Genomic DNA, 12,324 nt, shown 5'->3' on the forward strand with positions numbered 1-12,324 from the left:
CCGGCCCGGGACTCAAATCGGCCGCATGTGCCGGTCCAGGAACCGGTCGAACGCGTGCCGGGACAGCTGCGTGCCCCAGTCACCCCAGTTGATGTCGTAGGCGTGCTCGCCGTACGGAATCGACAGCAGTTCGTGTGCCACACCGGCCGCCGCGAGCAGTCGGGCCAGTTGGACCGACTGGGCGTGCGGCACCACGTGATCGCGCGTGCCGTGCATGAGCAGGGTCGGCGGCAGCCCGGGCCGCACATAGCTCACCGGCGCGGCCGCCGCGTAGCGCTCGGGCACCCGCTCCGGGTTGCCACCGGTGTAGTCGCGCAACAGTTCCCGCGTTCCCGCGACCAGGTCCGGATCGTGCCAGCCCGCCCGCAGGTCGGTGGCCGGGTAGAGGGCGGCGACCGCCCGTACCTCGGTATCGGTGACCGCGCAGCTGGGCTGGACGCGGTCGTCGGAATACGCCGCCACCAGAGCCAGATTCCCACCCGCCGAAGCGCCCGCCACCACGACCCGCTCCGGATCGAGACCGTAGCGTTCGGCGTGCTGTTTCACCCAGCCGATCGCGCACTTCACATCGGCGGGCGCCTGATCCCAGCGCGGCGGCGGACTCAGCCGGTAGTCGATGGCGAAGACGGCGTAGCCGCGCTCGTTGAGCCACTCGTGCCAGCGCGGTGACTGCGCGCGATCACCCTCGGCCCAGCCGCCGCCGTGCACCCACACCACGGCCGGACGCGGCGAATCCGAGGTTCCCGACGGCAGTTTCACATCGAGCAGCAGCTCCCGGCCGTCGACGACGTTGTAGCCGACCCCGAAGCGCGGATCCAGCGATCCGGTATTCGATCCCGCCGTGATGTACTCGCCGAACGACAGGCTCGCCCCCTGCCGCTGCGCCTCCCGCCAGGACGCCACCAGCGGCACGACGGCCGCCGCCGTACCGACCACGCACACCAGCGCGGTGAGCGCACCCAGCCAGCGAACCACGGCGTGCCCGCGCAGCCGGGCCAGCAGCGCCAGCCCCGCGCCCGCGATGCCGAGCGGAATCAGGAACAGCCCGTAATTGCTGACCACCGCCGACAGCCGTACCAGCGGATCGGGTATCGGATAGCGGGCGATGACATAGGTGCTCATTCCCATTACCGCCGCGATCAGTATCGCCACGAAGGCGAATAGCCAGCGAACGATCATGCGCGCTATTAATCCATGCCGCGCCGCGCCCGGCGCGACGGCACGCCGACAGAAACCGCCATTCCGGTAACAGTGTCGAATTGCGCCGCGCATTACGGCAATAAGCTCCGAACCTCTCCGTTAGCCTCGAAAGCGGATACCCCGCGCGGCCCGCCGGAGCACCGGCGCATGACGGGTCCGCGCCTGCGTCGGCCGTGTCGCCATCCTGCCTCCTCGCCGACGCCTGCCCAGCGAGCGGGTGTCGAGGGAGTTACACCGCCTCGGCACGGGAACCGAGGGAGGGAGCGGCCGTGCAGCCCGAGTCCGCATCCCCGCGCGGCGACACCGCCTCGGCCCTGCGCATCATCCGAAAGAACTTCTCCGCCACCGCGATATCGAGTCTGCGCACCTTCGGTCGCACGGTGGACCTGGCCGTCGAATCGGTGCGCGGCGCGGTCACCGATATGATGGCGCGCACCTTCCCCTGGCGCGAAATGCTGCACCAGGCTTGGTATCTCATCACCGTCACGGCCCTGCCCGCCATCCTCATGGCGATTCCCTTCGGCGTGGTGGTCTCGGTACAGGTGGGCAATCTGATCCACCAACTCGGCGCGGATTCACTGCTCGGCGCGGCGGGCGGCCTGGGTGTCATCCAGCAGGGCGCGCCGATCGCCACCGGACTGCTGCTCGGCGGTGCGGGGGCCTCGGCCATCGCCTCGGATCTGGGGGCGCGCACGGTGCGCGAGGAAATCGACGCCCTGCGCGTCATGGGTATCGACCCGGTGCACCGACTCGTCGCACCACGGGTGGCGGCCATGCTTTTCGTGGCACCGCTGCTCAATATCCTGATCGTATTCGTGGGCATTCTGGCCGGATACGGGGTGGCGATCGGCGCGCAGAATGTGACGCCCGGAAGTTACTGGGCGACATTCGGCGCGTTCACCGTTCTCGCGGATGTCTGGATTTCCCTCGGCAAGGCAATGCTTTTCGGATTCATAGTGGTGATCGTGGCCTGTCAGCGCGGGCTGGAGGCCCGGGGTGGGCCGCGCGGCGTCGCCGACGGCGTCAACGCCGCGGTGGTGCTGTCGGTGGCGGCCATCATCGTGGTGAATCTCGCCATCACGCAGGTGGTCACCATGTTCCTGCCGATGCGGGTGGCATGATGCGCCCACTGGAGAACGCCGGATTCGCGGTCGGCTTCGTGTGGCAGGCACTCGCCGGGATCCCGGTGACACTGGCGCGGTATCGCGCCCAGACCATGCGCACCATCACCGATATGACCTGGGGCCGCGGCTCGTTCATCGTCGGCGGCGGCACGGTGCCGATGCTGGTGGTGCTCGGCATCGCCATCGGCGCGGGGGTCGGCATCCAGTCCTTCGCCGCCCTGGACCTGCTCGGGCTGGGCTCGGTCACCGGCGTGGTGTCGGCCTTCGCGAATACGCGCGAACTCGCGCCCATCGCCGCGGCCGTCGGGTTCGCCGCGCAGGCGGGCTGCCGGATGACCGCCGAGATCGGCTCCATGCGCATCTCCGAGGAGATCGACGCCATCGAATCCTTCGGCCTGCGCTCGGTCCCGTTCGTGGTCACCACCCGGGTACTCGCGGGGGCGGTGGCGATCGTGCCGACCTTCCTGATCGCGCTCATCCTGTCGTATCTGGCCTGCGATACCGTGATCGTGCTGCTGCACGGCCAGGCGGGCGGCGTCTACGACCACTATTTCTTCCAGTTCACCAGCGGCTACGACATCGTGGCGGCGGTGGTGAAGATCCTGGTGTTCGGCGTCGCGGTCATTCTCATCCACTGCTACTACGGCTTCTTCGCCTCCGGCGGACCGGAGGGCGTCGGCATCGCCTCGGGGCGGGCGGTGCGCGCCAGCTTCGTCGCCATCGTCGGTCTGGACATGGTGCTGACGCTGCTGCTGTGGGGCGTCGACTCGGCCATCGAATTCCCGGGGTAGCCATGCCGAACTACGCGATTCCCGGAGTACGCACCACGCGGCCCGTGGCCCGCGGGCTCGGCGTGCTGCTGGTGGTGTGCGCGGTGGCGGCGGTGCTCGCCTGGAACGCCTACCAGCGGCGCGCGCCCACGGACACACTGCGAATCCAGTTGCGCACCGAACAGATCGGAGCGGGCATCGGCGTCGGCACGGCGGTGCGGTTGGACGGGGTTGCCGTCGGCCGGATCGCGGCGGTGCGGCCCGTCGAACGAGGGCGGCAACTGCTCACCCTGGAACTGGACCGGTCCCAGACCGCCGGCCTCACCGACACCTTCGGCGTCGACTACGCGCCGGAGAACCTCTTCGGCATCAGCACGCTGGCGCTGCGCGCCGAACCGGGCGGTGTGCCGCTGCGCGACGGGCAGCTGATCGATATGGGCGGACGCGTCGAGGACGTGACCATGGGCGCGCTGCTGCGCACCCTCACCGGAACCGTCACCGAGGTGCTCACTCCCGAACTCACCGAACTGCTCACCCGCATCGACACCGATCTGCGGGCCTTCACGCCGATCATCGAGGCGATCGTCGAGTTGGGCCGGATCGTCGCCGACACCCAGGTGTACCCGTCGTCGTTCCTGATCGACCAGTACGGGTCGTTCCTGAACGGGTTCGGCGCGTTCACCTCCGCCACCTTCCGGCTGGCGGCGGCGCTGATGGATATCGAGATCTTCCGGACCGAACGGGGGCGCTACGACACCTCCATCACCGTCATCCGCGACGGGGTGCTGCTCGGTCTGGCCGATACGTTGAACACCCTGCGCACCCACCTCGGCGGACTGATCGGCGTGCTCACGCCCACCGTCGAGGCGCTGGCGGGCACGGTGCCCGACCCGGCGACCTCGCGGGCGCAACTCACCGAACTCATCGCGCGCCTGGACCGCGTCTTCGCCGACACCCCCGACGGTCCCGTGGTGTCGCTCGAGGTGACCCTGCGCGGCGTCCCGGCGGTGGGCGTACCCCTGCTCGGGCAGCAGGCGTTCACCGCTCTCACCCGGCCGGAGGGAGTGCGATGAGGAGAGGGGCGACGACGAGATCCGCCACGGTCGGGGTGCTGGTGCGGCTCGGCGTGTTCACAGCCGCCATGCTGGCGCTGCTCCTGGTCGTGATCACCGCCATCCTGCGGCCGGTATCCGGCGACACCGTCGGATACCGCGCGGAATTCACCGATGTGAGCGGTCTGAAGCGCGGTGACGACGTGCGCATGTACGGGGTGCAGGTCGGCGAGGTGACCGCGATCGAACTCAGCGGCGCGACGGCCGTCGTCCGGTTCACGGTGCGCACCGATCGGCCCGTCTACGAGAGCAGCGGGCTGGCCATCCGGTATCAGACGCTCACCGGGCAGCGGTATGTGGATGTGCGGCAACCGGATCGGCCCGGCGCACGGCTCGGGGCCGGTGCCACCATCGGGCTCGACAAGACCATCCCGTCGTTCGACATCACCCAGCTGTTCAACGGCCTGCGGCCGGTGCTGGAGGAATTCTCCCCCGGAGCGCTCAACCACTTCGCCGAGAGCGTGCTGGCGGTGATCCAGGGCGACGGGTCCGGCATCGGGCCCGCCCTGGACGCCTTCGAACGACTCAGCCGCTATGTGAGCGACCGGCAGGCCGTGCTGTCGCTCATCGTGTCCAATCTGCAGCACATCTCCGACCAGATCGGCGGCAAGTCCCCCCATCTGGTCACCCTGCTGCGCGGGATCGCCGACGTGTTCACCGCCCTGAACATCGAACTCGACGGGCTGCTGCTGTTCGCCGACACCGCGCCCTCGGCCCTGGGCCCGCTGAACAGTCTCATGGCGACGCTGGGATTCACCGAGCGCAGCAATCCGCTGCTGGTGCAGGACCTGCGGCTGCTGTTCCCGGATCCGGACCAGGCCCTCGACGTGCTCGGCCGCCTGCCCGGCCTGTTGCAGACCCTGGCCGACCTGCTGCCACCGGCCGACGGCACACCCGGCCGGGCCGACCTCACCTGCTCGCGCGGACCGGCCCCGGTGCCCGCGCCGTTCGCCGTGCTGATCGCCGGACAGAGGATCGCGATATGTCGGAACTGACGCCCGCGCGGGAGCTGCGGCTCGGCCTGTACGGGGCCGTGGCACTGGTCGTGCTGCTCATCGCCACCGGCATCGTCTACGTGCTGCCGATCGGTAAGCGCGTCTACACCGCCGAACTCACCGAGGCCCGGTCGGTGGATGTGGGTGACGAGGTTCGGATCGCCGGAATCGGGGTCGGCGCGGTGAAATCCCTGGAACTGCTGCCGGATCGGGTCCGCATGACCTTCACCGTGGACGACGACGTCCGGCTCGGCGACCGCACCGCCCTCGAGGTGCGCATGCTGACCGTGGTGGGCGGGCACTACATCGCCGCCTTCCCCGCGGGCGACGAACCGCTCGGCGACCAGATCATTCCGCCGGAGCGGGTGCGCCTGCCCTACAGTCTGATCCGCGTTCTCCAGGACGCCGCCGCACCGGTCGCCGAGGTGGACGGCGATACGCTGCGGGCCAACTTCGCCGCCCTGGAACAGGCCCTGGAGGAGAGCCCGGACGCGCTGCGGCGCATGGGTATCGCCGTGGAGAGCATCGTGGGCGTGCTCGAACGGCAGAACGCGGAGATCTCGCGGGCGCTCACCGTGATGGACGAGTACCTCACCGTCATCGACGCCAATACCGCCCTGCTGGGTACCTTCGTCCGCAAGCTCGGGGACATCGAAACCCGCGGACTGGCGAAGAAGGCCGAGATCGCGGAAGCGCTGCTGGTGACCAGCCAACTGCTCTCGCGCATCGCGGCCGTCGAACCCGCCTGGCGCGAGGTGCTGGAACCCCTCGCCGACCGACTCGTGCGGGCCGTACCGCAATTGGAGGAGCTGGGACGGCGCATCGACGCGTCGCTGCACAGTCTCGGGCTGCTGCGCACCCGGCTGCGGGCGGCGATCACTCCCGAGCACGGACTGAGCGTCGACCAGTCCGCCATCACGGTCGAGGCCCCGCCGGTGTGCGTCCCGGTGCAGGGAAGGCGGTGCTGAATGAAACGCTTCCTGGGCTCCCCGGGTTTCACGACCGTGGTCGGCGTCGCCCTGGTGGTGCTGGTCGCCGTGGTCGGCTACCTCGTCGCCTTCCAACCCGGGAAACGGATGCTCACCTACTGCGCCCTCATGCCCGACGCCATCGGCCTGTACCCGGGCAATGACGTGACCATGCGGGGGCTGCCGGTCGGCGTCGTCGACACCGTGCGGCCCCACGGCGATTCGGTGCGGGTGAGCTTCCGGGTGGACGCCGAGCATCCGCTGCGCGGCGCGGTCACCGCCACCACCGTCTCCGATACCGTGCTCGCCGACCGGGAGCTGGAAGTGTTGGGCGACAACACCTCGGAGCAGCTCTGGGACGCCGACACCTGCGTTACCGAGACCTTCACGCCCAAGAGCATCAGCCGCACCCTGGAGGCGTTCTCCACCCTCGCCGATGAGCTGACCGGGCACGGCGACCCCGCCGAACGGGAACGACTGCGCGACAGCGTGATCGCCTTCGACCGGGCCACCGACGGCATGGGGGAACGGCTCAACCGGGTCATTCGGGAACTCGCCACCGCACTGCGGCAACCCGACGCCGCCATCGGACATATCGGCGATCTGATCGACGCCTTCAGCTCCATCGCCCGCAGCATCGCGCTCAACTGGGGCGACATCAAACTGGCGCTCACCCAGGCCGGGGAGGGCTTCGACTTCGTCAACCAGATGTGGGACCGCACGGTGCAGATCGTCGATTCCCTGCTGGTGATCCTGCCGTGGCTCAACCGCATGACCCTCGAGTACGGGCAGCCTGTGCTGCGCGGCCTCGACGCACTGGTGCCGAAACTGCGGCTGCTCTCGGCGCACATCGGATCGCTGCGCCAGCTGCTGGAGCTGATCCCGGCCCTGGTCGGAGCCTTCCGCGACACCCTCGATCCGGAGACCGGACAGGTCCGGATCACCTATGCCCCACCGCGCGTCGCGCTCCCGCCGCAGCTGGCCGACCAGGTGTGCGGGGCCGTCAACGCGGTCGCACCCGGACGCTGCCGCGACGCCGAGCACGGCATGACGACGGTGGACCTGGTGCCACTCGTCCTCGGATTGGCAGGTGCGCGGTGAACACACCACCTCCCCGTCGGCGACACGCGGTCGCCGTCATGGCCTGCGCGGTGGTCGCCGCCCTGTCGGGCGCGTGCGGTTTCGACCCGGCCGCCGTGCCCGTGCCCGGCGCGTCCGTGGCCGGGCCGACCTACGAGATCCGTATCGAATTCGCCAATGCGCTGAACCTGCCCGCCCAGGCCAAGGTGATCGCCAATGGCGCGAAGGTCGGCAGTCTGCGCTCGGTCGCCGTCGTCGATTCGTCGGCGGCGGGACCGGGACGGATCGACGCCGTGGTCGAGATCTCCAGCGCGGTGCGGCTACCGGTGCGCACCACCGCGCAGCTGCGACAGAACACGCTGCTCGGTGATGTGTACATCGGACTGACCACGCCACCCGGCGAGACCGGCCCGACCATTCCGCCCGGCGGCACCATCCCGCTGGAGCGGACCCAACCCGCCCTGCAGGTGGAGGATCTGCTCGCGGCACTGTCCGCCTTCGTGGGCGGCGGTGCGCCGCAGCGGATTCAGGACATCATCGACCAGGCCAATGCGGTACTGCCCGCCGCGCCCGAGGAGACGGCGCGGATCGCCGACCGGCTGGGCACCGACGTGCGCGATATCGCCGACAATCTGGATGCCGTCGACCGGTTCCTGGACGGCTTCGAACGCAATCTCGAAGCGGTGCTGGCCAATCCGCGCGAACTCGGGACGCTGCTGAGCGAACGGGGCTCCCGGGAGCTGCCCGCGGATGTGCAGTCGCTGGTGTACACGCTCGGCATCCTCAGCTCGCTCGGGGTGATCGGGCAGTCGTTGCAGTGGACCGCGCCGCTGCTGCGCGCCGGAGACGCCGCCGCCAAGGCCTTCGTGCCGCTGCTGCTGGGCGGCAATCCGCTCGACCTCAGCGCACCGTCCAATCTGAACCGCCTGGTGGCGCTGCTGCGCGAGAAGATCATTCCCTTCGTGGAGCGCGGACCGAACGTGAATGTCACCGGGATACAGGTAGAGGGCGCGACCCTGCCCGCCGAGGAGCGGATCGACGGGATCGTCCGGGCGCTGCGCATGATCGGAATGGTCCGATGAAGGCGAAAACCCTGCTCTCACTGGCGAGTATCCTCACCATCCTGGTGGTGGGCAGTGCCTACCTGGCGTTCGGCGTGGTGCGGGTGACCTGGTTCTCCGAGCAGGTGCACGCCACCATGTACGTGCCGGAATCCGGTGGGCTGCTGCCGCGTTCGAAGGTGCTGCTGTCGGGGGTGGAGGTCGGCCGGATCACCGCGGTCGAGCATGTGCCGGGGGCGGTGGAGGTGCGCTTCCGCGTCGACGCGGACTATCCGATTCCCACCGCCAGCGCCGTGCGGATCGAGGGGCTGTCCGGTCTCGGCGAGTCGTATCTGCTGTTCGACCCGCCCTCGGCCGAGGGGCCGTACCTGAGCGACGGGCAGGTGGTGCGGGCGACGAAGATCAGTGCGCCGGTGTCGATTCCGGATATCGCCCGCACCACCACCGAACTGCTGCGGCAGCTGGATCCGACGGCGCTCGCCTCTATTGTCGAGACCTTCACCGCGGCGACCGAGAACACCGAGGCGGTGATTCCGCAGCTGTCCCGGGCCACGGATCTGCTGGCGGCGACGCTGCTGGCCCGCACCGACGTGATCCGGCAGTTGCTCATCGCGCTACAGGCCAATGCGAGCGATATGGCATGGTCGGGTCCGGCGCTCATCCAGGCGTCGGAGCCGTGGGCCGAATTCGGGCCCCGGGTCATCGATGTGGCCGACTCCATCGCCCGCGTCATCCGCGCGGGCAATCTGCCCGAATCCTTCCTGGTACACACTCCCGACACCATCGGTCTCGCTCCCTTCCTGCGGGAGCTCACCGTCCGCGTCGACCGGATGGGACCCGAACTGGCACCGCTGATTCCGCTGCTGGAACCGGTGCTGGCCCTGGTTCCGCCACTGGTGAGCCAACTCGATCTCGGCAGCCTCATCGCCCAAGCGCTGCACGCCACCACGCCCGACGGCACGCTGCGCCTGCGAATCACCGTCAACTGACCGACAGGAGTCCGTTATGACCGTCGATCTGACCAAGCGCACCACCCCGCGACGCCGACGTGAATCCGCCGGGGCGCGACCGGTTCCGCGTTCGGTGGCCATTCCGCTGACCACACTGCGCTGGTCCGCGGCGGTCGGGGTGGTCACGGTGGTGGCGGCCGCGCTCGGGGTGCTGCTCCTGGTGGCGCGCAACGACATCGCCGAACGCGACGCGGTCGCGGCCGCCACCGTCCGCGCCGAACAGGTGGCCACCGACTACGCCGTGGGGGCGTCCACGGTGAACTTCGCCGACTTCGACGCCTGGGTGGTGCGGCTCAAACACAACACGGCACCCGCGCTGGCCAACAAGTTCGACGCCAGCGCCCCGGCCTTGCAGGAGATCATCGCCCCGCTGCGGTGGACCTCCACCGCCATGCCCATCACGGCCAAGGTGGTGTCGGAATCCGGTGGTATCTACAAGGTCAACGTCTTCGTCAATGTCAGCTCCACCAATGCCCAGAACCCCGACGGGGCGCAGACGACGGTGACCTACAACGTCACCGTCGACCGCAATGCCGACTGGAAGGTCACCGATGTGGGCGGCATGGAGGGCGCGCTGCCGTTGAAGTGAGCTGCCGTCGAAGTGAGCCGCCGTTGCGGTGAGCCACGAGCGCGCCCCGCGTCCGACGAACGCACCGCGCGACGGAGAACTATTCCGGGACAGCACTGTTCGACGCTTCATGGCGGGCGGCGAAGGCGAGTATCCGCGCCGCGACCCGCTGCGGAATCTCGTAGAACACCCCGTGTCCCCGGCCGGGATACACCTGGGTCTCGCCGTTCGGAATGTTCTCGACGATCCTGCGGCTGGCCACCTCGGCATCGGTGACCAGGGAGTCGCCGCCGAAGACGACCAGGGTCGGCACTGTGATCGCTTGCAGCTCGGCGTCTTTCAGCACCCGCGCCCACCCGATTCCCATCCGGTAGCGCAGCGCCGCCTTGGCGACCGCGAACTCCTGCTCGGTCACCTCGACCCCGGGGCTGAGCCACGCCATCATCTTTCGCATATTCGCGTCCGAGCGTCCACCCATCCCGAAGCGGATCATCTTCAGCAGCACGCGCCACGGCGGCTTGGTGAACATCCCGCCCGGCTCGACGAGCGTCACGCTGGCCAGCCGTCCCGCGTCGTGCAGCGCCACCAGACTCGCGTGCCAGGCTCCGTGCGAATAGCCCACCAGGTGCACGCGCTCGAGGCCCAGCCCGGCCAGCACCTCGTTCACCCACACCGCGAAGTCGGCTTCCCGGGTCAGCGGTGCCGTCTGCACGCTCCGGCCCGCGGTGCCGATGGTGTCCAGCGCGTAGACCACGCGATCGCGAGCCAGATCCTCGATGACGTAATACCAGGCCGTTGGCTCCGATATTGTGCAGCAGCACGATCGGAATCCCGTTCCCCTCCCCCGACCACCGCACATGCGTCGAACCGAACGACGTCGAGATATCGGCCTGCGTCACCGGCAGCGGCCACATCCCCTCCGCCGCCTCGTACATCGCCAGATACTCCGCCCGTGCCGCGTCATTGGCGAATCGCCCGATCTTGGCCATGACCACCCCTTCATCATCGTTGATGATATCAACGTACCACTTATTTGATACATGCATACCATCAACGCCGATATCGCTCGCGGCTGTGAGAAGGCTCATGAAACGACTGGGACATCTGGCCCAGGCGGCGATTGTCAGCAAATATCTAGCTACCGCCAATTCGGAGCGGCGATCTCATCGATTCGCACAGGGGAGTTCGAATGCACAAGAAATCCGCAGTACTCGTCCTACTCGGCACGGCGGGCATCGCAACCGTCATCGGCAGCGGAACGGCCTCGGCGCTGACGGTGGATCCGCAGCCCGGCGCGGCATCGGTGACCCTCAACCAGGGCGAAGCCGCCGCCGTCGCGTCCATGAACCTGGGCCCCGCCCTCGCCCAGGTCGCCCTCCCGGGCTGGTCTCCCGCAGGAAAGAACGAGGTCGGCAATACGATCAGCAGCGACGCCGCCGTCGCGGGGTCGATGCCCGGCGGCTGGATGCGCATCACCCTGCACGGCCCCATCCAGATGCCGACCCAGGTGTCGGTCTCCCGCCCCGCCACCGAGGCCGAGATGCAGCAGCAGGCCGGGTCATGAAACGACTCGGATACGGCCTGCTCGCCGCCGCGGCCACCGTCTCGGCGATAACACTCTCCACCGCGACCGCCAACGCGGGCATCCCCGCGGGCGTCTACTGCGCCGGAACGTTCTGCTACAACACCACCGACCAACCGCAGACCGTCACCGGCACCGAGGTATGCCCGAACGGCCCCCAATACGCCGTATCGGGCCTCATCCCCCCGCACGGCGCAGGCGCGGTCGGCGCCTTCGCCTGCCCGAACGGCGTTCAGCCCCAGGGCATTCTGTACTGACGGCCCACTCCGGACCGGCCAACCGGATCGGCGACAGCCAGCCGTGCGCCGCCCGGTCACCGTACCTCGGACGGCGAAGCGATCCGTCCACTGGCGGCCGGTCCGGCGAACCGACCTCCAGTGCACGATGCGGCTGGTCGACGTTCACCCGCATGCACCACGCAGCATGTCTTGGCCGCAGCGCGGACGGACAGCTCACACGGTGTAGAGGGGCGGCAAGTCCCGCCGCGCCGGTCATGGATACGCCGTTCGGCCGCACGGCGCACACCGAACGCACGCCCCGATGAACCAGGAACTCACCGAGGGCGCTCGCCACTGCGCTGGTCCGAATCCCCGCCCTTCAGCACGGGGAGGACGTCGACTTCCCTGCACGTGCGCCGCGTCTTCCGCGGCCGGTACCGGTCGACTCGGCTACGCGAGTGACGGCACGTCCGCTGCGCACGCCAGTGCCTGCGGGCGACCTGCCGCTCGAGTCAACAGCACCCGGTCTGCTGGGCGCCGCGCTGACCGCCGCCGCGCGTACGCTGCGCCCGGGCCGCACGAGCCTAAGCTTCCGAGCGAGCGCGGAACGACTCGACAGCACGCGTAGCGGATCGG

Annotated in this window: 13 protein-coding genes; 11 read left to right on the forward strand and 2 right to left on the reverse strand. The window is 69.1% G+C overall.

What is annotated here, in order from left to right:
* Positions 1–12 precede the first annotated feature (12 nt).
* Positions 13–1,179, reverse strand: coding sequence for an alpha/beta hydrolase (locus ON31_RS18295; RefSeq protein ID WP_039815282.1), 1,167 nt, complete (start codon positions 1,177–1,179; stop codon positions 13–15).
* Positions 1,180–1,469: 290 nt separating this feature from the next.
* Here ON31_RS18295 and ON31_RS18300 point away from each other — a divergent pair, with 290 nt between their 5' ends.
* The 9 genes from ON31_RS18300 to ON31_RS18340 are packed head-to-tail and all read left to right on the forward strand — an operon-like array spanning position 1,470 to position 9,909.
* Positions 1,470–2,321, forward strand: a complete 852-nt coding sequence (locus ON31_RS18300; protein WP_039815284.1) for an MlaE family ABC transporter permease — start codon at positions 1,470–1,472, stop codon at positions 2,319–2,321.
* The gene (locus tag ON31_RS18305) at positions 2,318–3,115 is read left to right on the forward strand and encodes an ABC transporter permease (RefSeq protein ID WP_051037439.1); all 798 of its coding nucleotides are present in this window, start codon (positions 2,318–2,320) and stop codon (positions 3,113–3,115) included. The genes ON31_RS18300 and ON31_RS18305 overlap by 4 nt, the downstream gene beginning before the upstream one ends.
* 2 nt (positions 3,116–3,117) lie before the next feature.
* Positions 3,118–4,167 carry an MlaD family protein gene (locus ON31_RS18310; RefSeq protein ID WP_051037440.1) on the forward strand — a complete coding sequence of 350 codons (1,050 nt, stop codon included), beginning with the start codon at positions 3,118–3,120 and terminating at the stop codon, positions 4,165–4,167.
* Positions 4,164–5,201, forward strand: coding sequence for an MlaD family protein (locus ON31_RS18315; protein ID WP_051037441.1), 1,038 nt, complete (start codon positions 4,164–4,166; stop codon positions 5,199–5,201). The genes ON31_RS18310 and ON31_RS18315 overlap by 4 nt, the downstream gene beginning before the upstream one ends.
* Complete coding sequence (locus tag ON31_RS18320; protein ID WP_051037442.1) at positions 5,189–6,169, forward strand: MlaD family protein; 981 nt, start codon at positions 5,189–5,191, stop codon at positions 6,167–6,169. The genes ON31_RS18315 and ON31_RS18320 overlap by 13 nt, the downstream gene beginning before the upstream one ends.
* A complete protein-coding gene (locus ON31_RS18325) occupies positions 6,170–7,270 on the forward strand; it encodes an MlaD family protein (protein ID WP_039815291.1) in 1,101 nt (366 codons plus the stop codon).
* Positions 7,267–8,331: an MlaD family protein gene (locus ON31_RS18330; RefSeq protein ID WP_255222162.1), complete on the forward strand. Its 1,065-nt coding sequence runs from the start codon at positions 7,267–7,269 to the stop codon at positions 8,329–8,331. The genes ON31_RS18325 and ON31_RS18330 overlap by 4 nt, the downstream gene beginning before the upstream one ends.
* Positions 8,328–9,299, forward strand: a complete 972-nt coding sequence (locus ON31_RS18335) for an MlaD family protein (protein WP_039815295.1) — start codon at positions 8,328–8,330, stop codon at positions 9,297–9,299. The genes ON31_RS18330 and ON31_RS18335 overlap by 4 nt, the downstream gene beginning before the upstream one ends.
* 16 nt (positions 9,300–9,315) lie before the next feature.
* Entirely contained in the window at positions 9,316–9,909 is a 594-nt protein-coding gene (locus tag ON31_RS18340) for a hypothetical protein (RefSeq protein ID WP_039815297.1), read from the forward strand.
* Positions 9,910–9,988: 79 nt separating this feature from the next.
* Here the strand turns inward: ON31_RS18340 and ON31_RS18345 are convergent, their stop codons facing one another.
* Positions 9,989–10,642, reverse strand: a complete 654-nt coding sequence (locus tag ON31_RS18345; protein WP_255222163.1) for an alpha/beta fold hydrolase — start codon at positions 10,640–10,642, stop codon at positions 9,989–9,991.
* 435 nt (positions 10,643–11,077) lie between these two features.
* Here ON31_RS18345 and ON31_RS18350 point away from each other — a divergent pair, with 435 nt between their 5' ends.
* Positions 11,078–11,452: a hypothetical protein gene (locus ON31_RS18350; protein ID WP_039815299.1), complete on the forward strand. Its 375-nt coding sequence runs from the start codon at positions 11,078–11,080 to the stop codon at positions 11,450–11,452.
* On the forward strand, positions 11,449–11,727 hold the full coding sequence (locus ON31_RS18355; protein ID WP_039815301.1) for a hypothetical protein: 279 nt from the start codon (positions 11,449–11,451) through the stop codon (positions 11,725–11,727). Before ON31_RS18350 ends, ON31_RS18355 begins: the two co-directional genes overlap by 4 nt.
* The last annotated feature ends 597 nt before the right edge of the window (positions 11,728–12,324 follow it).

It is taken from the genome of Nocardia otitidiscaviarum NBRC 14405, assembly GCF_000308635.1.
Lineage (GTDB): Bacteria > Actinomycetota > Actinomycetes > Mycobacteriales > Mycobacteriaceae > Nocardia > Nocardia otitidiscaviarum.